Origin of the sequence: Peribacillus loiseleuriae, from assembly GCF_001183985.1 — a bacterium.
GTDB lineage: Bacteria > Bacillota > Bacilli > Bacillales > DSM-1321 > Peribacillus > Peribacillus loiseleuriae.
This window is the reverse complement of the sequence record NZ_LFZW01000001.1, coordinates 2863360-2887154: the sequence shown is the minus strand read 5'-3', so window position 1 is coordinate 2887154 and position 23795 is coordinate 2863360. Positions and strand designations below refer to the sequence as shown.

The window sequence follows — 23795 nt, the reverse complement described above, 5'->3', positions numbered from 1 at the left end:
AAAAATGTCCCTAAGAGGTATAATTTTCTTAGGGACATTTTTATTAATCTACATCAATATTTCTAACAAAAGCCAAACTAAAGGCGATAAAATCGGAGGCTACACCAGTAGTAAGAGTATTATTCTATATATTTAGAGCACTTGTTTATTTCCTGTGCTGGTTCTATAATTCTAGTATTATAGGAAAGGAGATTTGATAAATGATTCGACGTTTTTATTCTTATTATAAGCCACATCGACGTTTGTTTATGATTGATTTTAGTTGCGCAGTTATCGTGGCTTTACTTGAATTGGCCTTTCCGCTTGCTGTTCAATGGTTCATTGATAGTTTGCTTCCTGGCGAAGATTGGCCAACGATCGTAACCGTAAGTGTTGGATTATTAGTGCTGTACATAATCAGTACGTTATTGCAGTATATTGTGAACTATTGGGGACATATGCTCGGAATCAATATCGAAACAGATATGCGTCAGCAACTGTTTCAACATGTACAGAAGCAATCTTTTAAATTTTTTGATAATACGAAAACAGGACATATCATGAGTCGGATTACAAATGATTTATTTGATATCGGCGAGCTTGCCCATCACGGACCAGAGGATTTATTCATTGCGGTTATGACCTTCTTCGGTGCTTTTTGGATTATGATGACAATTAATATTCAACTTGCACTTGTGACAGTATGTATTATACCGTTTCTTGTTGTGCTAATTATATTCAGTAATATGAAAATGAACAAAGCCTGGAAGCAGATGTATACGGAAGTGGCGGATGTGAATGCACGTGTGGAAGACAGTGTATCAGGTGTACGTGTAGTTCAATCTTTTACAAATGAAAAATATGAAATGGATCGATTCGCAGTCAATAACAAAAAATTCAGAAGAGCAAAGCTAAGTGGCTATAAAGTGATGTCCTTCAGCTCATCGGGAATATACATGATGACTCGCTTCATGACTCTTGCCGTATTGGTAGTCGGTGCTTGGTTAGTATATGAAAACCGTTTATCGTACGGTCAAATGGTAGGGTTTGTCTTATATGTGAATGTGTTATTTAAACCTGTGGATAAAATCAGTGCCTTGATGGAGTTGTATCCAAAAGGGATGGCTGGCTTTAAGCGATTTACCGAACTTCTTGATGTCAATCCAGATGTACAAGATCAGAAGGGTGCAGAGAATGTTGCGTCGTTACAAGGCGACATCTCATTTTCAAATGTCAGCTTTGGTTATGATGACAAAAGAACGGTATTGAACGAGATTGATTTGACCATACAAGCTGGTGAAACCGTTGCCTTTGTTGGTCCATCTGGTGCTGGAAAAACCACCATTTGCTCCTTGATTCCAAGATTCTACGATGTTACAAAAGGTAGCATTAAAATCGACGGGATTGATATTAGGGAGATGACAAAGCAATCACTACGATCACAAATTGGAATAGTGCAGCAAGATGTGTTTTTGTTTACAGGAACATTGAAAGAAAACATTGCGTATGGAATGCTAGGTGCTACAGACGAACAAATTCATGATGCCGCAAAAAAGGCACATCTTGAAAGCTTTGTTGCAGGTCTTCCAGATGGTTACGAAACCCAAATTGGTGAGCGTGGTCTAAAATTATCTGGCGGACAGAAACAACGGATTGCAATTGCGCGGATGTTCTTGAAAAATCCCCCAATTTTAATCCTTGATGAAGCCACGTCGGCATTGGATACAGAGACTGAGATGATTATTCAAGAAGCGTTGACGGAGCTTGCTGTGAATAGAACGACTTTAGTTATTGCTCACAGGCTAGCGACGATTCGTAACGCTAATCGAATAGTAGTTGTTACCGAAGAAGGAATTGCAGAGCAAGGGAAGCATGATGAGTTGATTGAACAAGGTGGAATATTCGCTAACTTACACCACGTTCAGTTCCAAAGATAAAACAAAAAAGTGAGGATGTCCTAAAAGGGTCTGATCCAGCACGTATCATACAGTTAATTGGTTACTTACACTTTATTTAAACTGTATGTAATAGTTGCGGAGTCTGCCACTTTACTAATGGGCCATCCTCACTTTTTTATGGTATAAGAAACTTAAAAGTCTCAGCACATTTTCTTACCGAAGTTACTCACTGTTGTTAATTATCTTGAGATTTTGATAAACTGATAAAAAGAAGATTCAGAGGAGTGTTTTGTTTGGCAAATGCTGTATATAAAATCCCGCCTGTTGGCGAGATTTTAACTTTTGAAAATAGGGAAGAATATATTGAAAAAGGCTTAGAATGGAGTTTATTTACCGCTAGGTCGATTAAAGATGAACTGTGGTATAAAACGTCCCATTATCAAGGGAAAGTAAAGCTTGTAGGTTTCCAGGTATACTCGAATGGTTTTAACACGATTGTTGTTGAATTTGAAGATGGTTCACTAAGCTGTATCCATCCAGCCTATTTGAAGGAAATGCAAAGTAACAGCTTCGGCAAGGAATTGTTGAGTGGTACTGTTTATGAAACAGCAATTGAAATTACGAAGGACACCATTGAAGCGCTAGTTGAAGAAATTGTTCCTGAAAAAGCATCGAAGCCTAAAGAAAAAAAATCAAAAAAAGAAAAGAAACCCAAATTAGCGCTACCTGAAGATAAAGTTCACTTCACCGCAAAAATCAAAGAATTTACTGTGAAAATGAATCATTTCACTGGTGAAGAAGATGAAGTGATTCTGTTGGAAGATGTCCAGATTATCGGAGAATCAGAGTTATTTATTGGCGATGCGTGGTGTGCCTATAGCAAGACGTTAAAAAAACTTGAGTTAGAAGAACACGACCGAATTGAATTTGACGGTAAAATCGTTGATAAGAAATTTAACAAAGAGATCCTGTATAAGATAAATAACCCGTCAAAATTAAAAAAAGAAGTTGACTAACCATGTAAATACACTAAATTGATTTTTTTAACAAAATCCGCACTAAATCTTTAAACGGAATAGGAATTATGATAAGTAAGATGGAATAATTTCGAAACATAAGAGGTAGTTTACTAAGGTGGAACGATCTAAATGAGCAGTAGGACATGTTTAGTGGAGAGGCAGAAATGGGTACAATTCTTAATATGAGGTAAAGAAGGAAGACTACTGCTATGACCCAATTTTCGTCTTTAACCATTACATAAGAAAGAGGAACCTGCCTATGAGTGAATTGCTTAAATTATTGAAGCAAGGTAATAAATCAGCGATTATCGCTGCTTGTGTTAACGCAATTATTGCTATCTTAAAAGCAGTTGCGTATTTTCTTACCGGAAATGTCGCGATGTTTGCAGAAATGTTACATAGTATAGGAGATGCTGCCAATCAATTCTTCGTATTTATCGGCTCAGCTCTAAGTAAAAAAGCACCCACAGATCGTTTTCCAGAAGGTTTTGGTCGACTTGTCAACCTGGTATTATTGGGTGCTGTAATTATCGTGGGAATCATGTCGTATGAAACCATTAAGGAAGGGATTCACCATATCATTCATCCAACTTATTCAACTGGGATCGCAATCAATCTTGCTGTTCTTTCAGTAGCGGTAATTCTTGAAGGGTTTGTATTATTTAAAGCGATGAAAGAAGTACTTCATGAAACAGGGATTGAAGCAAAAGGATTTGCGATTGTTACGAAAAGCTTTGGGGCATATAAAAAAGCGAAACCAGCAACAAAATTGGTCTTTTTAGAAGACTTTGTTGCTACAGCTGGAGGATTGCTCGCCATTGTGGCAATTCTGCTGTCACATTATACTGCATTTGCTCAAGCAGAAGGGATTGCTTCTGTTATGATTGGGGGCATGATGTTCTTTGTAGTTGGTAGAGTCTTCTTTGATAATGCTGCAGGTGTACTCGGAGAATCTGATGCAGAAATCCGTAATAAGATTGGCAATATGGTCATTAAGGATCCAGATGTAAAAGACATTCAAGAAATCACCGTATTAAAAGAAGGAGAGCATCTTCATGTTGAACTAGAAGTGGAACTGGATGCATCGATTACGATTGCTGAAGCTGATGATATAAAAGACAGGTTAGTTGAAGCAATCAGCAATGAAAGAGGTGTTACAGACGTCATCATCGAATTCGATGAGGATGATGGAGTTCAGACTTGGAAGGAAAGTTCTACAGAAACAAGTGCCCCTGAAGAAAAGTAATGGAAAAACGGATCCAACTAAAAAAAGCCTGCTTATACAATAAGATGTCAGGCCTTTTTGTTGTATAATTTAGCATTTTCTATTATGGTTTAAAGGAAGCTGGTGACATTTAAGTGTAAGGAGAGGGAATTATGAAACCAATTATACTCCAGGATCTGAAGCGAATTGAACAAGAATTTGATGTGAAGATTGTTTATGCATGTGAATCTGGAAGTAGGGCATGGGGTTTCCCTTCTAAAGACAGTGACTATGATGTTCGTTTTATTTATGTCCACAAACCAGAGTGGTATTTATCCATTGATAACAATAAGCGAGACGTGATTGAAATTCCAATTAATGATTTACTTGACATAAATGGATGGGAAATCACGAAAGCGTTACGATTGTTCCGCAAATCTAATCCACCCCTATTAGAATGGATGCATTCAAGCATTGAGTATTACACGGCCTATTCTACCATCCATCAAATGCGCAAATTGGAGAATAGTGTGTTTACCCCGTTTTCCTGCATATATCATTATTTACATATGGCCAAAGGGAATTATCGAGACTATCTACAACAAAATTCTGTGAAAATTAAGAAGTATTTTTACGTTTTACGTCCGGTTCTAGCCGCAAAATGGATTGAAAGATACAGTGAAGTCCCTCCAAGTGAATTTCAAACCCTATTAGCAGCATTGCTTTCTTCTGGAAAATTGAAGGGTGAAATCACCACTTTGCTTGAGAGAAAAATGGCAGGTGACGAATTAGATTATGAACCAAGAATTCATATTATCAATCAATTTATCGAAAGCGAAATCCCTCGACTTGAACAATATGCAAAATCTTTACAAAAAGAAGCTACGGATTCAACAACAGATTTGAACCTTCTATTTAGAAACACATTGCGAGAGGTGTGGGAAAATTAAAAGTTTTTCCGGTTTAATAGCCTGTAATTCCCCACTGATGGAAGGTCCAATTTCCCCCGGATGAACGGACTGTAACATCTACATACTAGTTTTAATGTAAAAAAATGAAAAAATTGGAGTGGGTCAACAGTCCGTAAATACCCATTTGGTTCAACTAATACGTTTGAAAGGATGAAATCAAAATGTCAGAATACATATTGAAAAATGAAATAAAATTAATTGCTTTGGATATGGACGGAACACTCTTGGATTCAGACAATAAAGTGACGGAAGAGAATCGTCAAGCCATTAGAGCGGCTGAGGAAAAAGGGGTTCGTGTTGTACTAAGTACTGGTCGTACTTATGCAACATGCAGTGATTATGCGAAATCATTAGAACTGTCTTCGTATTTAGTCACAGTGAATGGCAGTGAAATTTATGACGAGCGGGGAAAACTAATAGAAAGAAATATCGTCCAAACAGATTTTGTAAAATGGATGCTTGATTTAAGTAATCAATATGGAACAGACTACTGGGCCGTCAGCTGTGATCAAGTGTATCGAGAAGATATACCTGGAGACCTTTTCGCTTCAGAGTGGCTGAAATTCGGATTTAATACGAATGATGATAAAGCACGTGAAGAAATTATCCAACTGCTTAAAGAAAACGGCCAGCTTGAAATCAGTAATTCTAGTCCAACAAATATTGAAGTAAATGCTCTCGGTATAAATAAAGCCAAAGCAATTGAAGTCGTCTGTAACCGCCTTGGGATAAACATGAGCGAAGTAATGGCGGTAGGCGATAGTTTGAATGATATTATGATGATTAAGGAAGCGGGCCTTGGCATTGCAATGGGAAATGCACAGGATATTGTGAAGGAGACAGCTGACTGGACTACATCAACAAATGAAGAGAGTGGCGTCGCCAAAGCAATTGAAAAGTGGATATTAAAATTATAAAAAGAAGAATCTGACGCTTTTGTCGGATCTTTCTTTTTTTCGAATGGTAATGTTAAATAATATTTATCATTTCAGGCATCATAAAGAAAAAATCGAAGAATTTTAGGGCTTATTGCAATGAACCGCTTCATCCGTACACGAAAGCACTACTTTCGGCTGTACCTATTCCAGATCCGACAATGAAAAGAGAACGTATTGTGTTGAAAGGGGATGTGCCCAGTCCGATTAATCCGCCGAGTGGCTGTGTACGGAATGGAAGAAACAAAAACCGGGTCATTTTGTAGCGTGTCATCTCTATTGATAATGTATTTGAAGGTAAGCTATTTAGAATCAATTTAAAGTGTTGTTTCGAAATGATGGTAATATTAGGTGAGAGAGGATGTTTCAAAAGAAATTTAACCTCATTTTCTATACACCGTTTATTGTGTTATTTCCAGGTCATATAAACGGTGTAAAGTAGATGTGGTGTTTCCCAATGTATTCCTTACGAGATCGCCTCCTTTACCAGATACATTAACTAATTACTTGCTTGATTTTGTTTAAATCGCCCAACTAATACAAAGTAAATGACTAGAGCACCCACTTCAGCAGTAGCAATGATAATTCCCAGAGGTAAAGCCGTATTTTCTCCTCCTATACCAACGAATGGAGCAACAATACCTCCAAATAAAAACGTCATCAACCCAAGTAAAGCGGAGGCGCTCCCTGCAGAATTTGCCTGGTCTTTCATAGCAAGTGAGAAGATAGAAGTATTAATAATACCAACACAGGATACAAGAACGAATAAAGGAATCAGGATGCCAAATAATCCTACGTTCAATAAAATCATAAGAAGTAAGCTTGTTCCTGCTACTGCACTAAGTCCAAGACCAGTAATTAGAAGTTTTGTTTCACCAAATCGCGCAGCCAATTTTCCAGTTAGTTGAGTAAAAATAATAATTCCGGCCCCATTAACTGCAAAGCATAAACTGAACATTTGCGGTGAAAGCTGATAGATGTTTTGCAGAACAAATGGAGAACCAGCAATATATGCAAATAATCCAGCTCCTATAAATCCTTGAGAAAGTGCGTAGCCCATAAATAAGCGATTACCTATGATCTTTCTAAACGTTAGGAAGGTTTGTTTCAATCCACCTTTGGAGCGTCGTTCTAGAGGGAGTGTTTCACCTAAACCAGAAAAAACAAAGATTAATGTCATCATTCCAATTAGACTCAGAACAAAAAATATACCTCTCCATGATGTAAACTCTAACAATTGGCCACCAGCAATTGGAGCTAAAATCGGAGCGGATCCATTCACGAGCATTAAAAGAGCAAAAAACTTCGTTAGCTCCGTTCCAGAGTATAGGTCTCTCACAATAGCTCTCGAAATGACGATACCAACTGCTCCTGCTATTCCTTGAGTGAACCGCAAAATAACAAATATCTCGATAGAGGGTGCTACGATACATAGCAATGATGATAAAATGTAGAGAAATAGTCCGACAAGAAGCGGTGTCCTTCGTCCTTTAACATCACTTAGTGGACCAGCGAAGATTTGTCCAATAGCAAGACCGAGCATGCAGGCAGTCAGGCTGAGCTGCGCGTATGAAGCACTTGATCGTAAATCATCTGCAAGTACCGGTAAAGCTGGCAAGTACATATCAAGAGACAATGGTCCAAATGCGGACAAAGTTCCGAGTATTAGAGCGAGCCATAACCGCTTTGATTTACTTGGGATTTTTGGTGTTTCTAAACTTACTTGTACCTGATTCATTACATTTTCCTCTCCTACTTCAATTGAATGGTTTCCTTACTAAATACTCTTAAATTTATCACAGAAAGGAAATATTTACATTAGTTGAAAGGGAAAAAGTTAATTTCAAGTGGTTTTTTTAAAATTTCATACCAAATGGAAACAGTTATTGCTATTTTTTCACCAATATTCCATATAGCCACTAAAGTGATACAAGTTTGTAAAATTCTTCGATTTGCTTCCACCTGAATACAAAAGTACTTTTATAGAGGTTATTCAAAAAGTCCGGTAAAAAGTGCTGTCGAATTTCATTGTCGCCCATGAATGACCTTCTGTTAAAATCGCGCACGTCCTGTGCAAGTCTGGTCCCCACGCATTATTGTATACGCGCAGGTCTAGAGCCTATCGCTCTTTTTTGAACACGCACTTATACTGAATATTATTAAAATGGAAAAGAAAGAGTAGGATTGTATTCAGAGAATAATGAAAAGATGAAAAAATAGGGTCATAGAAAGAAGAAGGGGAAAAGTGGGTGATCGCCTCTTTGATGAAATATATTATTTCTCCACCTTGTGTTCAGTGAGGAGTTATAAATCCATTAATGAGGGTTAAATAGAAGAGTAGTGATCACATGGGGTGATCACTACTCTACATCTTTTTTGACTAAAACCTCTTATTCATTTTCATTCGAGCCAGCATAAAGCCGCCTTTGAATCTGGTAGGTTCATAAGAAATTATGAATGCCTTTGGTTCGAATTTTTCTATTGTCGCATACAGTTCATTTTCTCGATTTCGTTTCGTTAAAATATCCATGCGATAACGATTTCCATCGCGCCCTTCTCCGGTATAAAGAGTCACTCCAAAACCGAGCGTACGAAGTGTTTCAATAAGTTCCGAGTTTTTTTGCTGTGTATTTGCGACAACATTAATATACCCGATTGCTAATTTCCGTTCGATTTTTGTACCTAAAATAATACCTAGTCCAAAACCGACTGCATAAACAATCATCGCGATTAAATTTTGATCGCCGCTGAAAACGAGGGAAAGTCCAAACACATAAATTAACATTTCCAAAATCCCAATGACAGACGCGAGTGATGTGACTCCTTTTACTAAGAAGATTGTTCTTAGAGTAAGCAGCGGAACATATGCTAATTGCAATAACAAAATGAGTAGAATTTCTTTCATCATGACCACCTCGGATGTATCGTTAAAGTGGAACGTCCATTAGTAAGGGTTCATACCCCACTGATGATTAGTCCCGTTCTAGTGCACTAAGTCTTCACGCGTTGATCAAGCGATACTAAGAGCCTCGATTCGATGAACACAGTCTAAATTACCCCGTATCCTTATGTCTTCGTCTGTGTGACCCACATTTTGTGGGCGTAAACTTTACTTTTGCTTTCGCATCGGTATAAGTTTCACTGTATCTCATCAATCCTATTAAAGGCAGTTACCTTCACTTAAAAATTCTAGTTTAATAGTTTCTTAGAAGGGGGCGTATTGTTCGTTAAAGCGTGATAAATACATTTCATAATATAGTACAAAAATGTGAGAATCACAATGGGATAAATTACCTTTATTCAAATAAGCCGTTTAATATAGAAAACGTCTGAAGCTAGATAATCCAAGCTTTTTTTAATTTCATATAGAATCTCTTTTAATACCCATTACGATAATCGACGATATTAATAGCTGGCGTTTTATTTTCTAAATAGCTTTTGAGATTCGGAATAAAAATATCTTCAATTACACGTTGACCATAGTACTCAGTTAAGCCAGAAGAATGTGGGGTAATAATAACGTTTTCAAACTCCCAGAGTGGACTGTTTTCTGGGAGGGGTTCCACAGCAAAAACATCTAGTCCTGCTCCTGCTATTTCTTTCAATTTTAGTGCAGAAATCATTTCTTTTTCTTTTACAATCTGGCCACGAGCAATGTTAATAAAGAAAGCAGATTTCTTCATAAGCTGAAATTGCTCGGTACCGAATAAATGCTTCGTTTCGTCTGTAAGTGGAAGGGTCACTACTACATAGTCACATTGTGGCAGTACTTCGTTCAGTTGTTCAATCGTATACATCGTATCCACAAATTCTTTTGTTTTTCCTGAATGGCGAACACCAAGGACTTTCATGCCAAATGCTTTGGCAATTTTTGCTGTTTCAAGGCCAATTGCACCAACTCCAATTATGCCGATTGTTTTATTGTGAATTTCCAAACTAACATTTGCCTCATCCCATTTTTTGCTTTGCTGCTGTTTCACATAAGTATGTAATTTTCTTGTTAATCCGAGCATTAGGGAGAATATTGTTTCAGATATCGGATAGGCATGTACGCCATTTGCACTAGTGACGATAACTTCTTTTTCTTCAAGCTGCTTTAGTGGGAAAGTATTTACACCTGCACTCCAGGATTGAAGCCACTTTAGCTTAGACTGATTACTTAGTATCGAATCCATTATCTCATTTTTTCGAATCACGATAATTTCTGCTTCTGTAAGTTGATCTTGCCATACACGCGGATCATTGCCAATAAGTATATTCCACTCTGGTATCACCTCTTTTATTTTTTCAATATAATGGTCTTCTAGTTCTGTATTAATGATTAGTGTTCGTTTGGACATGTTCTTCCTCCTCATATTGCGCGAGATTGATTCTGAATATATTTAATATTGTATCAAATTACCAGGGGATACTCTTCCTATTTGAACAATTAATAAAGTTTATAATTGTGGGATATGCACTAAACTAGCATCAAGAAGCATGGGTAGTTCATGGCCAAGCTGGCCCTTCCATTAGGTGAGATCGAATCGATTATGGACAAATAAAAACAGAGATCATAAAAAGATCTCTGCTTCTACCAAATTGATTAAACTTGTAAAAATTTCACACATACTGGATATGGAACAGCAACATCGGATTGTTCTAATGTTAGTTTGCCTGTTTCTTCATTACGAGTATAGAGAACAAGATTGCCTGATTGTTCGTTAGAAGCAACCAAGAATTTTTCTGTTGGATCTAATACGAAGTCACGTGGCCAATTTCCCTCAGTAGAGGTATGCTCAATGAAGGCTAATTCTCCTGTTTCGTTATTTACGCTGAATAGGGCAATGCTATTATGTCCACGATTCCCGACGTATACAAAACGACCATCAGATGATAAATGAATGGCACTACCTTGACTATTTTCTGTGAAGTCTGCTGGAATAGCAGAAATATATTGAAGTTCGGTAAACTTCGCATCTTCACTGTTATAGGACAAGACTATCACTTCATTGCTGAGCTCTGTCATTACATAAGCAAATTTGCCATTAGGATGAAAGGCGATATGTCTTGGTCCACTTCCAGGCTTAACAGATAAGCTATGTTTGATTTCAAGTGAGTTATCTTCAATGCTATACGTTACGATTTTATCAATGCCAAGATCAACTACGACAGCATATTTCTCATCAGGTGTAAATCCTGAAAAATGAACATGTGACTTCTCTTGACGCTCTACATTTGGCCCAGACCCTGTATGTTGAACGAAAGCTGAAACTGGAGCTACTTTTCCTCCATCTGTATTATATAATTCGGCCGTACCGCGATGATAATACGCAGTGAGGACCTTTTCATTATTTTGGTTCACACTTACGTGGCAAGGTGATGAACCAGGAGAGACTTCAGTATTCAATGGAGTAAGTTCACCATTCTCTTTCGTTATGCGGTAAGAAGAGACTCCGCCAAACTCACCTTCCTTAACGACTGCATACAGTATTTGACTATCTGCTGTGACAGTTACATACGTAGGATTCTCGAGCTCTGCTGCTAGAATCGGCGCGCTTAAATTTTTTTTCTCAGTATCTAGTGTGAAAGTATAGATTCCTTTGCTGTCACCTTTAGTATATGTACCAATATAACCTCTAAATGTTGTCATTTTTACGCCTCCATTTAATTCTTTGAAGTTTCACTTTATCTTACCACAAAACCTTTATATTCAGACAATTTCATGCTCAAACGAGCGATGTATAACATTTAAAAGAATGATAGGATTCCCGACCATTAAAGTTAATACTATTAAGAACAACTAGCGATGTCCAACAATTCTTTTTAATAAAATACCTACACCGCAATTAACCGGATAATGAAATAAAAATAGTTCATTCAATCGAATGTACCTCCAATTTTAAAACCCTAAATAACAGAATCTTATTTTGTGAGATGGTAAGTATTTTGATTTTGCTAGAAAAGTGGTACTCTTATCTGTACATAACATTGATGAAGGTGAATTAGATGGGATTTTTAGGAGTTTTATTGCCGATTTTTGCGATATTTATATTAGGTTTTATTGGTCAAAAGAAGTTTCGCTTTGACACAAAAGTCATTTCGACGATGGCACTTTATTTAATGAGTCCGTTTTTAGTCTTTCGGACATTCTATACAACAGAATTTGATAAAGACTATATTTATATGATTTTTTATACTGTTAGTCTTTGCTTGACTCTAATTACCCTTGTATATCTGGTTGCATTTTTCCGAAAGTATGACATTAGAGAAACATGCGCGATGATTTTAGCGTCTTCATTCATGAATAATGGGAATTATGGAACTCCTGTTGTTTTTCTATTGTTTGGCGCTGCGGGTCTTAAGTATGCGATCGTTTTGATGGTGATTCAGCAAATGGTTATGTGTACGATAGGCGTATATTATGCTGCTAAAGGAAGTCCAGAAGGAAATGGAATCAAATCAGCGCTCCGTGCGGTAAGAAGAATGCCGATCGTCTATGGAGCAATCGTCGGTGTTTTATTTCAATTTACGGGAATTACTTTAACTGAACCAATGCTTGCTGCAGTCAGCCTTGTTGCAGATGCTGCGATTCCAACCATAATGATAACTCTTGGGATGCAGCTGGCTAATATTTCGATGAAAAATATAGCCGTCAATAAATTATCACTATCACTGATTCTTAAATTAGCCATTTCTCCAGTTATCGCGTTTTGTATCTCGTTGTTCTTACCGGTCGATGATCTGGTTAAACAAATTATGATTATTATGGCTGCGATGCCGACAGCGGCAAATACAACGATGTACGCATTGCAGTATAATACAGACCCTGAATTTGTATCCAGCGCGACATTTATAAGTACGGTGTTAAGTTTGGTAACGTTGCCAATCGTATTCTTTATTGTGATTTAACCTAAAATTGAACTTCAAATCAGCTAATTTCCAGTAGGGTTAATTCAGATATCAATTAAAAAAGAGGAATAGTAAAATAGGTAACGCATAAACTTAATTCATTAAACCAATTATTAAGAAATAAAGTGAGACATCCACCACTGATGGTTAGTTGAACCAATCGGGGATTTACAGGCTGTTTCCCCCCTTATTTTTCTTGATCCTCCCACAAAAATTATGGTGGGGAAATTGCAGCCTGTTAAGCCGGGATAAAAATTATTTCTCGGGAAAGCGCAAATTTTTGCAATATTTTTAAAAACGGCTATTAATTCCTCGGAATAGTACGATTCATAGCGAACCATATCGAAAAATCTCCATATCGATTCGTGGGACAAGCTTTTTTTAACACCACGATTTAATATAGAAAGTACTATATGATCCTAGCTGCTGAAAAAAAGATGATAATGGGGGAAATCATTATGTTGCAAACGGCTACAGAACTTATAAATCGTGAAGAAATCGAAGGCATTCTAAAAGAAATGGTCAAAGCTGAGTATGAAGAAGTAAGGGAAGAGGGGTTGCTGCTGTGTATGGAATGTGGTGATGTCGATTTATATATAGCAGCTTCACACCATGAAGGTCTTCAAGAGGCCATTAATAAGAACTTTGAAACTGATGAGTGTGGCGATGTGATCGATCGTAAGCTGCATCAGCAACTTATGGATGATTTATTCGAATATTTTCTTGAACTTCATAAAGAAAGTGGTTTTTTCGATTTCTACTCAGCTGGATATTATATAGTAAATGGTGAGAAACGGGAGTCTGAAACAGACATGCTGGCTCCTAAGGGATTATTTTATGCCCCGTTTGAAGATGCAAGGACTGATTAATTAAGATGTATAAAAGAAGGGGCCAAAAGATGGCCACGCGCTCAATACACAGTTCAAATTGGTAGTTACGCATAATTTGAACTGCGTATTGTGGTTGCGGGGTCTGATATCTCTTAAATGGCCCCTTCTTTGTATTGGGGACAAATATAGGATTTCACCATTTAGGGGAAATGAAAGATAATGTGAAACTTCAATTAGTAGGTGTTTTCTTCATTCCCCACCGATTGTTAGTTCAATTCTAGTGTCGCTAATACCTTCGCGCAGCATAGATAAAGCGATACTACGAATCCATATGGTTCAATATCTGCAGAAAACCGTTGATTGTTATCAACGGAATCTGAATTTCATGAGCTACTGATGCAGCTAATTGACTGATTGCATTTAACTTCTCAGTACTTTCTAATTAATCCATCATTGACGCTTGTAGTCTGCTAGTTTCTTATAGTTAGATAACTGCGTAGAAAGGAAAGGAAGAAACAGCAGTGAAAATTAATAAATGAAGATAATATTCTAGATTATTTGTCTAAGTCATAGATATAAAAATAAAAGCTTATTGCTTGTAACAGCTTTTGTTTGTAAGAGTAACGCATGTAATATTTAACACTCCAATAAAATAGAAAGGCTATTAGGGAATTAATGATGCGTAGCATGCCTAATTAAAAGGATAATGGGAATTTGATGGTAATTTTTAAGATATTTGGTAATGCACAATATGATAGCAAGAAAAAATCTTTGAAAATTGTTTTATGGAGTACGTATTCCATAATATTCCTTAGGGATATACCGTGAAATGTATGTAATTACAAAATCTTTTTTATGCAAAAATTACTGAAATTCTTAGCAGACTTAACTATTCCGAGATAGGATTTTCTTCGTGTGTTTATTAATTGATGGACTAAACTAGTAGTTTATGAAGATAATTTCTCTACAGTTGTTTAATTCAGAATATTTAAAAAATAAATAATTTGATCTTTTCATTCAGAATATTACATACATAATAGTTACTAGTTACGGGGGGAGGGCACAGTATGATTGTTTTTGACAAAGTAAATAAGTATTATGGGGATTTTCATGTACTGAAGAATATTAATCTAACCATCAATAAAGGGGAGGTAGTTGTTGTTATAGGGCCTTCTGGTTCTGGTAAAAGTACATTACTACGATGTATTAACCATCTGGAGGCCATAACTGAAGGATCGTTAACAGTGAATGGGATTTCGGTAAGTGATAAGAAAACAAACATTAATAAACTCCGCCGTGAAATCGGCATGGTTTTTCAGCATTTTCATCTATATCCTCACAAAACCGTTCTTCAAAATATTATCCTGGCACCTATGAAAGTATTAGGACAAACCGAATCACAGGCAAAAGAAATCGCACTTAAATATTTAGAAAAAGTAGGAATTGCTGATAAAGCGCAATCCTACCCATCACAGCTATCCGGTGGACAGCAGCAACGTGTTGCCATAGCAAGAGGACTTGCGATGAGCCCAGAAATTATGCTATTTGATGAACCGACTTCAGCGCTAGACCCTGAAATGATTGGAGAGGTACTTGATGTTATGAAGGCTTTGGCACATGAAGGAATGACGATGGTAGTTGTGACCCATGAGATGGGGTTTGCACGAGAAGTGGCTGATCGGATCGTATTCCTGGACCAAGGTCAAATTTTAGAAGAAGCAATTCCGGCAGAGTTTTACGAGAATCCAAAAGAAGAAAGGGCTCAGCTATTTCTCAGCCGTATATTAAATCATTAAAAAATAAGAGGGGGAATACAAATGGTGAACCCAAAGAAGTTTTTCAAAATGGCAGCTCTGCCACTAATGGCAGCGATGATACTTGCAGGTTGTGGAAGCAGTAATTCAGGCACAGGATCAGACAATAGTGAGAAAGCTGGAGTATTGGCAAAGGTTGAAAAAGACGACAAAATTGTGTTCGGTGTTAAAAACGATACTCGGCTTTTCGGTCTTAAAAATCCAAGCACAGGAGAAGTGGAAGGTTTTGATATTGATATCGCAAAAGGGCTCGCTGGTGAAATTCTTGGTGATGAATCTAAAGTGGAGTTTAAAGAGGTTACCTCGAAGACTAGAATTCAGCTTTTGAAAAATGGAGATATCGATGCGATTATCGCAACGATGACTATTTCAGAAGAACGTAAAAAAGAAGTAGACTTTACTGATGTCTATTTCGATGCAGGACAATCACTACTAGTGAAAAAAGGCAGTGATGTAACTGGTATTGAAAGTCTTACAGGTAAAACAGTGCTTGCTGTTAAGGGTTCAACCTCAACAATAAATATTCGTGAAAAAGCACCTGATGCAGAAGTGTTAGAATTTGAAAATTACTCAGAAGCATTTGCCGCTCTTAAGCAAGGCAAAGGTGATGCACTGACTACGGATGATTCTATCCTTTACGGTATGGCTGATGAAGATCCGAGCTTTGAATTAGTCGGAGGCACATTTACAGATGAGCCATACGGAATTGCTGTCAATAAAGGTAATGAAAATTTCGTTAAAAAATTAAATGAAGCATTGAAGGCTCTTAAAGATTCAGGTAAATATGATGAAATCCATGACAAATGGATTAAAAAAGATTAATAGATTTTGGATTTAATTTATTGGGATGAGCGCGTTTGCTCATCCTGATTAGTTAGAGGGGGGGGTGTCAAAGTGAATTTCTCAATTTTAACGAATAATATGGACATGTTTCTTCAAGGATTCAAGGTAACTATAATTGCAAGTGTTACTGCCCTTATTGCAAGTTTATTACTTGGAGCATTTATTGCTGTATTAAGAATTGCCCCATACAAGCCATTGAATCGGTTAGGCACTACATATGTTGAATTTTTCCGCAACATTCCTCTATTAATCATTACGCTATTTGTCTATTTAGTCTTTAATTTCAAAGGGATTACAGCTGGTACAATTGCTTTAACCATTTATACAACGGCTTTCATTGCGGAGGCGATTCGAGCGGGTATTCTTTCGATACCAGAAGGACAAATGGAAGCGGCAAGGTCTTCAGGTCTTACATATAGTCAGGCAATGAGAATTGTTATTTTGCCGCAAGCAATTAAAGTTGTAATACCCCCGCTTGGTAATCAATTTATTAATCTGGTAAAGAACTCTTCTTTGGTAGCTGTCATTGCCGGCGGTGATTTGATGTATCAAGCTGATCTTATTTCAGCAAGAACATTTAGGGTGATGGACACGTATATATTAGTTGCCATGTTTTATTTAGTACTAACCATTCCTTTAAGTCTTGGCGTAAGTTATTTAGAGAAACGCCTGGCTAAGAGTAATTGAGGGAGGGACACCGATGGATTTTATTGATGCATATTCAGCTGATAATCTGACATTTTTATTGAATGGTTTTTGGTTGACGCTTAAAATGGCCTTAATCGCTATCATTTTAAGCTTCATACTTGGTGGATTTGTTGGAACTCTTCGTTTTGCCAAAATACCTGTCCTATCACAAATACTTGCAATGATTGTAGAGATTATTAGAAATTTACCCTTATTATTAATTATTTTCTTTACTTTTTTTGCTCTGCCGGAAATAGGGATTAAATTCAAGGAAGTTCCAGCAGCTATTATTGCCTTAACTATATTTGAAGCAGCAATGATATCAGAAATTATTCGAAGCGGATTAACTTCGATTGATAAAGGTCAAATGGAAGCTGCACGATCATCAGGTTTAAGTTACTTTCAAGCACTATGGCATATCATATTGCCGCAAGCTCTACGAAGAATGGTACCACCGACAGTTAGTCAGTTTATTTCTTTATTAAAAGATACTTCACTTGCGGTTGTCATTTCAGTACCTGAACTGACACACCATGCACAAATTGTCTATGGTCAAAAAAGCACTTATTTAGTTCCGATATTACTATTTGTTGCTCTTATGTATTTCGTCGTGAATTATACTTTATCTGTACTATCCCGTCGATTGGAAGTAAAACGAACATGAAAGAGGTTGTTCCAAAAGGATCTGACCACAAAGACTATATACTGTTTATTATGTCTTATAAACGCTATATCGTAGATGTGGGTATGATCCTTTCGTTATGGGGCAGCCATTTTGTTGTTTATCCTTAGTGTTAGACGGATCTATATGAATTAAATAATAATATTATGTTAACTAAAAGGGAGGGGTTAAGTAAAACTACAATTTATCCTGCTATGGCTATAGAATATCTTTTTAAATAAACCAAATACTAGCTGAAACCTTTAAATCTACAGACAAAAAAGTGTAAGTCTTCTAAACTCAATAAAAAACTAGGGGATTTGTTGAAATATATCAGTTGTAAAAGGCTTAAATAAGCAATGAAGCCAATGTGTAGATATTTTTAATGTGTATTTATAAGCTTCATTCACAACGCTTCAATCAAATTTTTGAAATGCCTTACCGGTAGAAGAGGGTAGTGCATCTTCCCTAGGGACTGGACTGACCATGGACTATTTAATCATTCATTGTCACAATCCAAGCCCTATCTTGAATAAGATAGGGTGAGGTGGAGAACCATGGATTCATTAGAAAAACAAAAAGAAGAGGCCAATCTTTTTGAGACAGAACACCCAAAATCAGTGGATTCTATGAAGGATTATGTAAGGGATGGTTCCTCAGAGTATATTGAACAATTATTTATGTATTTTTGTAAAACGAACCGCCATATTAAATAATGGCGGTATTTTTAAGTGAAAAAATATCGGATTGAATATGTAATTGTGTTTATTTCAATAATAATGTCGATAGAATACATTGTTAAAAAACTTGTTTATTCATAGCCAAAACAATATTCGTTAAATTAAAAAGCTCATTTTGGTATGTATTTTTCAATTCCAGCTAGTATTGTCTAGATTGTAGTTAGTAATGCACAGATTCTAACTGCTAAAGGTATATGGTATTTCCTTACTTTTGATTCGATCAATGAGATTCTTACGTTTTAACTTTACCTTCAATTATAAAGTAAGCAAACGAAATCAGATGTAGTCTCATATTGTACAATTGAACGACCCCCTACTAAAGTAGGGGGAATCCATTTGGGCTAAAGCCCACTGAAGAACAATGGTTCAAAAGCAAAACTGAAGAACTAAAGAACTAAGCTAAAGCGTATACCGTCTAAAGGCGGTGGTTTTGAACCGCGCTTTTTGAAAATAAAAGTCATGAAAGGGACGTAAGATAACCACCATTTGTATATTTCAATAAAAACCTCGCCAGAATATAAAGGACTAACCTCACTACATTAATAGAATTACCTAAAATAACAAGGCCTTTATAGAAAAAACGATACAACGACTGCAATCTTGATTTCTTTAGCATATATTTAAAGCTAAATGACTCACACTCATTAATCTACGTTTACTTGAACAGATTCATACGGGCTGGTACGAATCATTTTATTATCTCTACAACATCATCGATGATATGTTATAGTTTACCCAAAGAATAGAATGAAACTGAATCTGGCAGGCAATGGAGGGTATATATGTTTGTGCAACTTCAAAACCTATTGTTAAAAAGAGTTCTTTTTATAGTTGGGAGTCTAATTTTCATCTCATATCTGTTATTTCTCAGTTACCTATTATTTTTTGCATATTATCGACAATCTGTAATTATCTTGGACTATAACCTTGTCCCATTCAGCACAATTTCTTTGTATTTTAAGTTATTATCTACAGGTTACTATCATGCTTGGTTCATAAATTTCTGGGGAAATATTCTAGCTTTTATGCCTTTTGGGTTTCTTATTCCTTTACTATTTAAACGTTTTCATATAGTGAAAACGGTAATTACGTCATCTATGGCATCGCTGCTCGTAGAAAGTCTGCAACTAAGTTTTCGGATTGGTAGCTTTGATGTGGATGATATCATACTGAACACAATTGGCGGATTATGTGGGTATCTTATAGCGGGAACTTTTATGATAATGATGAACAAAGTGGATAAGATAATTTGTTCCTGAGTTAAGAAAACTGTATTTTAACCGTGACTACAGTAAGACATGAAAGGGATGTGTTTTTTTAAACACGGCTATTTTCTCATTTGATGAAATAGTTTAAAAGGTTTATTCTGTTAAAATAGTGGGTAAAGATCAATAGCTCAATGTAAAGGGGGGCGTCCGCTGTGGTTACAATCGATATTGATTATTTGTTAGAAGCAACCGAAGAGTACGCAGAAGAAGTAGTTTCTTTCCCTATGAATAAAATTGATATTGATGTATTACTTGAGATTACAGAAGATTGGTAATGAACCTATTTCTCTCATAGTTCCTTAGTAAAAGGCTTAGTTGTTGACTGAGTCTTTTGTTTGTGTTTAACCTACAAACATACTCTTTCACTAGTACTCTATGACATCATTCAAAAATGGAGTATAATGGGCTTCTATGCAAATGTTGAGAAGAGAAGGTGGAAAAAGTTTGACTGGAAAAACACATATTATGGGCGGTATTGCGGCTACTGCTGCTTTTGCTCAAACATCGAACTATGATCCTGCGATCATGATTGCTGCTGGAGCACTTGGTGGAATGATTCCAGATATTTGTCATGGGGGAAGTAAAATTGGCAGGAAATTACCATGGCTATCGAAATTCATTAATAGGATATTCGGTCATCGTACCCTAACTCACAGTATATTATTTTTGATCATTATTAATGGCCTACTCCTTTTAATTATCCCATTCGAATCAATTCGGATTGGTATCTTGATTGGGATGGCAAGCCATTTACTGCTGGATGCAGCAACAAAAAATGGAATCAAATTATTGTATCCTTTGGACATAACGTTCCGACTACCATTAACGATGAAAACAGGAGGGGCCTTAGAATCTATCGTATTAACAGGCTTGACTCTCGTTGTCCTTTACTACGGAAAGGACATCTTATTGTATTATTTATATCAGTATAAATAAATCGTCATTTGCCGTTGAGAATGTTCAACAATCACTAAGAAATTTTATATCGAGTGTCCTAGATTACAAAAGGCGCAGAATACTGGAAAATTAACAATCAAATGTATTACTAAATAATGATGACTTACACCCAAAGCCCTTCTTCAATTTATTGAAGAAGGGCTTTGGGACGTGTCGCTTATTTACTAACATGAGGAGCATCATGTCTATCGATAACGCGTGAGAGCGTCTACAAGTCGCCCGACTACTGAAAAAGGCAGAGTAGTTGGTAGTCAGTCGAGGTGTGTATGTAAAATAAACTTACTCTTCATTACGAATTACTCCTAAAAGAAAGAACATCCCAATCGTTCCTGCTACAAATACAATTTTGATTATCCATAATAAAAGTTCATCCACTACACTAACCCCCTTGTTCATTATTCGAATAAAACATATGATTGAATTATAACACATTCAACAAAGATAAAACCAAAAATGGAACAATTAGGATTGAAATTAATACGAGGCTGTCTTAAAAGCAAAGAATTAAACCATCTAACGACTAATACATAATAAGATAAATGTGATTAAATACTATATATGGAAACTGAATGATTGAATTAAACATTATTTTACGAAGGTCAGTTATTACAGATTTTCTGAAAGAGAAAGCCCTTGTAAGGCATGGGAGGGATGTGAGGTCAAAAATGAGTATATTTCGTATCAAATTTGACAATTACGTGCCAAAACGAGTTTTATCAACTTAGGAAGATAATAATAATGGAGTATCTTTCATTAAACAAATCTACATAAGAATTTCAGCACAAATAAAGTGTTAGTAAATACACTATTTAAGATGATCAAAGCAAGGAGGGAACCTATTTGTCTGGCAAAAACGTAGATGAAATCATTCAACAAGGAATACACGGACAGAAGGAATTGAAACCGGAAGAAAGAAAAAGATACCTCGGTACGATTCGAGAACGAATTATTGCTGTATTGACACAGCCGCAAGTGAGGGATAAAGAGGTCTATCAGGAATTTATGAATTTGATGAAAAAGCATCCACAGGCACTGCTATTTGCGAACGGAAATATGGAATACTCTTCTTTGAAAAAATATATTGAAGCTGCGCGAATTAATAAAATACCTTATAAAATGGTGATCAATAAAGATTATAATACTGACATTGGACTTGTGTTGGCGTTTGAGTATGCGATTGATAAAGAAGAGATATTTCTAGAAAAAAACGCTTCAAAACTAAAAGTCACCAAAGTAAAAGAACAAGGGTCTTTAGCTAAATTGACGAGTTGGTTAAGAGAAAAACGTCAAGAGGTGAAAGGGAATAAGTAATTCGTAAAAAATGCGAACATCAGCATTTGATGTTCGCATTTTTTCGTTTTTTTGACAAAATAATATTCTTTATCAAAATCGAATTTCATTCATGATATCTTAACAATTATTCGGGCATCTAGCTTACCGCCGCTAATGATACCCATGATTTCTGTTGTTGGTAAATCCCCAATGGATGGCGGCATTGCTAATCCGATTCCCTTCTTAAAATCTGAGGGTGATGGCAATAGAAAGAATGTAATTATTTTAACTCGTAATAAAGAATATAGAAAAAACAAGCAAACTTTTAGCTGGTATTTTAAACGGAAATATGGAAAAGATGAAGAACTGATAAATGCGTTGACGAAGCGTCATGAAGTGTATAATGATACGCTTCACTATTTAGATGAGGAAGAAAAGAAAGAAAGGGAATGTATTCATCATCCGACCAACAGAAGGGCTGGATGTAGGTCGGGTAGAACGAAAACTAAAACATACCAAAAAATTACAGTTTTTATTAAAAATTCGGAAAATTAGGTGATTAACACTTGAACTTTGATAGTATAAGGTAGTAAAATGAAATATAGAATTTTTAATTATAAATTATATCTACAAGGGAGTCTTGGTAATGAAGGAACATGACATGGAGATCACGCTAACAACAACGAAGAAAGAAAAACCGAAATCTGATCAACTAGAATTTGGAAAAGTGTTTACTGATCATATGTTTATTATGGATTATACTGAAGGAAGTGGTTGGCATGATCCACGAATCGTTCCTTATCAATCGATTACACTCGAACCCTCTGCAATGATTTTTCATTATGGACAATCTGTATTTGAAGGGATGAAAGCATACTATACAGATGACAAAGATATGGTTTTATTTCGCCCGGAGAAGAACTTCCAACGGTTAAATAAATCGAATGATCGTCTTTGCATACCTGAGGTAGATATCGATTTTGCATTGGCAGCTTTGAAAAAATTAATTGTTATTGATAAAGAATGGATTCCAGACGCAGAGGGAACATCACTCTATATACGGCCGTTTATTATTTCAACTGAGCCCTACTTAGGCGTATCCCCTTCTTCGCGATATAAATTTATCATCATAATGTCGCCTGTAGGTTCATATTATAAAGAAGGAATACACCCTGTAAAGATTGCCGTTGAAAAAGAATTTGTCCGTGCAGTTGTAGGCGGAACTGGTACAGCGAAAACAGGCGGCAATTATGCTTCTAGTTTAAAAGCGCAAAAAGTATCAGAAGAAAATGGCTATTCCCAAGTACTTTGGCTTGATGGTGTTGAAAAGAAATATATTGAAGAAGTTGGAAGTATGAATGTATTTTTCAAAATTGACGGAGAAGTAGTCACTCCTGCACTAAATGGCAGTATTCTTGACGGTGTTACAAGATCATCGATCATCGAAATGCTTGAACATTGGAACATCCCTGTTTCACAACGGAAAATTTCCATGGAAGAGGTATATCAAGCTCATCAAGAAGGAAAATTGGAAGAAGCATTTGGTACTGGAACGGCTGCAGTCATTTCACCAATTGGTGAGTTTTTCTGGAATGATGAAAAGCTCATTCTCAATGAAGGGAAAACGGGTGAATTATCAACGAAATTATACAACACGATTACTAGAATCCAAACTGGTAAAGAAGAAGATCAGTTAGGATGGATCACACATGTTGAAGAAAAGGTTACTCAAGAATAAAAAAAGGGCAAGCTAATGGAAATTCCAGATGCTTGCCCTTTTTTAGGCATGGTAGAGCATCGAAACGTTTATTTCTTTTTAGCTAGGT

At 36.3% G+C, this 23795-nt stretch carries 22 protein-coding genes and 1 pseudogene; 19 read left to right on the top strand and 4 right to left on the bottom strand.

What is annotated here, in order from left to right; all coding sequences use genetic code 11:
• Window positions 1-200 precede the first annotated feature (200 nt).
• From AC625_RS13430 to AC625_RS25925, 6 genes and pseudogenes are all read left to right on the top strand, one after another.
• Window positions 201-1916, top strand: a complete 1716-nt coding sequence (locus AC625_RS13430) for an ABC transporter ATP-binding protein (RefSeq protein ID WP_049681729.1) — start codon at window positions 201-203, stop codon at window positions 1914-1916.
• A gap of 254 nt (window positions 1917-2170) precedes the next feature.
• Window positions 2171-2893, top strand: coding sequence for a hypothetical protein (locus tag AC625_RS13425; RefSeq protein ID WP_049681728.1), 723 nt, complete (start codon window positions 2171-2173; stop codon window positions 2891-2893).
• Between the two features lie 262 nt (window positions 2894-3155).
• Window positions 3156-4142 carry a cation diffusion facilitator family transporter gene (locus tag AC625_RS13420; RefSeq protein WP_049681727.1) on the top strand — a complete coding sequence of 329 codons (987 nt, stop codon included), beginning with the start codon at window positions 3156-3158 and terminating at the stop codon, window positions 4140-4142.
• Window positions 4143-4273: 131 nt separating this feature from the next.
• Window positions 4274-5050 (top strand): nucleotidyltransferase domain-containing protein, encoded by a 777-nt coding sequence (locus AC625_RS13415; protein ID WP_049681726.1) that lies wholly within the window; start codon window positions 4274-4276, stop codon window positions 5048-5050.
• 182 nt (window positions 5051-5232) lie between these two features.
• Window positions 5233-5988, top strand: coding sequence for a Cof-type HAD-IIB family hydrolase (locus tag AC625_RS13410; RefSeq protein ID WP_049681725.1), 756 nt, complete (start codon window positions 5233-5235; stop codon window positions 5986-5988).
• A 122-nt stretch (window positions 5989-6110) separates the two neighbouring features.
• Window positions 6111-6233, top strand: a pseudogene (locus tag AC625_RS25925) (oligopeptide/dipeptide ABC transporter ATP-binding protein); the annotation flags it as partial.
• 272 nt (window positions 6234-6505) lie between these two features.
• On the opposite strand, the gene AC625_RS13405 reads toward AC625_RS25925, so the two are convergent.
• From AC625_RS13405 to AC625_RS13390, 4 genes are all read right to left on the bottom strand, one after another.
• The gene (locus tag AC625_RS13405) at window positions 6506-7744 is read right to left on the bottom strand and encodes a multidrug effflux MFS transporter (RefSeq protein WP_049681724.1); all 1239 of its coding nucleotides are present in this window, start codon (window positions 7742-7744) and stop codon (window positions 6506-6508) included.
• Between the two features lie 642 nt (window positions 7745-8386).
• On the bottom strand, window positions 8387-8911 hold the full coding sequence (locus tag AC625_RS13400) for a DUF2179 domain-containing protein (protein WP_049681723.1): 525 nt from the start codon (window positions 8909-8911) through the stop codon (window positions 8387-8389).
• A 472-nt stretch (window positions 8912-9383) separates the two neighbouring features.
• Window positions 9384-10346, bottom strand: coding sequence for a D-2-hydroxyacid dehydrogenase (locus tag AC625_RS13395; RefSeq protein ID WP_049681722.1), 963 nt, complete (start codon window positions 10344-10346; stop codon window positions 9384-9386).
• A gap of 245 nt (window positions 10347-10591) precedes the next feature.
• Window positions 10592-11638 carry a lactonase family protein gene (locus tag AC625_RS13390; protein WP_049681721.1) on the bottom strand — a complete coding sequence of 349 codons (1047 nt, stop codon included), beginning with the start codon at window positions 11636-11638 and terminating at the stop codon, window positions 10592-10594.
• A gap of 356 nt (window positions 11639-11994) precedes the next feature.
• Between AC625_RS13390 and AC625_RS13385 the strand changes: the two genes are divergently transcribed.
• From AC625_RS13385 to AC625_RS13335, 13 genes are all read left to right on the top strand, one after another.
• Entirely contained in the window at window positions 11995-12897 is a 903-nt protein-coding gene (locus AC625_RS13385) for an AEC family transporter (RefSeq protein ID WP_049681720.1), read from the top strand.
• A 458-nt stretch (window positions 12898-13355) separates the two neighbouring features.
• The gene (locus tag AC625_RS13380) at window positions 13356-13766 is read left to right on the top strand and encodes a hypothetical protein (RefSeq protein WP_245645002.1); all 411 of its coding nucleotides are present in this window, start codon (window positions 13356-13358) and stop codon (window positions 13764-13766) included.
• 1028 nt (window positions 13767-14794) lie between these two features.
• A complete protein-coding gene (locus tag AC625_RS13375; RefSeq protein WP_049681719.1) occupies window positions 14795-15523 on the top strand; it encodes an amino acid ABC transporter ATP-binding protein in 729 nt (242 codons plus the stop codon).
• 21 nt (window positions 15524-15544) lie between these two features.
• The gene (locus AC625_RS13370; RefSeq protein ID WP_049681718.1) at window positions 15545-16363 is read left to right on the top strand and encodes a transporter substrate-binding domain-containing protein; all 819 of its coding nucleotides are present in this window, start codon (window positions 15545-15547) and stop codon (window positions 16361-16363) included.
• Between the two features lie 99 nt (window positions 16364-16462).
• Window positions 16463-17071 carry an amino acid ABC transporter permease gene (locus tag AC625_RS13365; protein ID WP_082191262.1) on the top strand — a complete coding sequence of 203 codons (609 nt, stop codon included), beginning with the start codon at window positions 16463-16465 and terminating at the stop codon, window positions 17069-17071.
• Window positions 17072-17084: 13 nt separating this feature from the next.
• On the top strand, window positions 17085-17735 hold the full coding sequence (locus tag AC625_RS13360) for an amino acid ABC transporter permease (protein WP_049681716.1): 651 nt from the start codon (window positions 17085-17087) through the stop codon (window positions 17733-17735).
• Between the two features lie 554 nt (window positions 17736-18289).
• Window positions 18290-18448: a hypothetical protein gene (locus AC625_RS26815; protein WP_156187534.1), complete on the top strand. Its 159-nt coding sequence runs from the start codon at window positions 18290-18292 to the stop codon at window positions 18446-18448.
• 806 nt (window positions 18449-19254) lie between these two features.
• Window positions 19255-19731 carry a VanZ family protein gene (locus AC625_RS28610; RefSeq protein ID WP_049681715.1) on the top strand — a complete coding sequence of 159 codons (477 nt, stop codon included), beginning with the start codon at window positions 19255-19257 and terminating at the stop codon, window positions 19729-19731.
• A gap of 161 nt (window positions 19732-19892) precedes the next feature.
• Window positions 19893-20015: a hypothetical protein gene (locus AC625_RS28235; protein WP_281177235.1), complete on the top strand. Its 123-nt coding sequence runs from the start codon at window positions 19893-19895 to the stop codon at window positions 20013-20015.
• Window positions 20016-20184: 169 nt separating this feature from the next.
• Window positions 20185-20676: a metal-dependent hydrolase gene (locus AC625_RS13350; protein WP_049683728.1), complete on the top strand. Its 492-nt coding sequence runs from the start codon at window positions 20185-20187 to the stop codon at window positions 20674-20676.
• 861 nt (window positions 20677-21537) lie between these two features.
• A complete protein-coding gene (locus AC625_RS13345) occupies window positions 21538-22008 on the top strand; it encodes a YueI family protein (protein ID WP_049681714.1) in 471 nt (156 codons plus the stop codon).
• A 135-nt stretch (window positions 22009-22143) separates the two neighbouring features.
• Window positions 22144-22524 carry a patatin-like phospholipase domain-containing protein gene (locus AC625_RS13340; RefSeq protein WP_180320101.1) on the top strand — a complete coding sequence of 127 codons (381 nt, stop codon included), beginning with the start codon at window positions 22144-22146 and terminating at the stop codon, window positions 22522-22524.
• 91 nt (window positions 22525-22615) lie between these two features.
• The gene (locus AC625_RS13335; protein WP_049681713.1) at window positions 22616-23707 is read left to right on the top strand and encodes a branched-chain amino acid aminotransferase; all 1092 of its coding nucleotides are present in this window, start codon (window positions 22616-22618) and stop codon (window positions 23705-23707) included.
• Window positions 23708-23795: the final 88 nt, after the last annotated feature.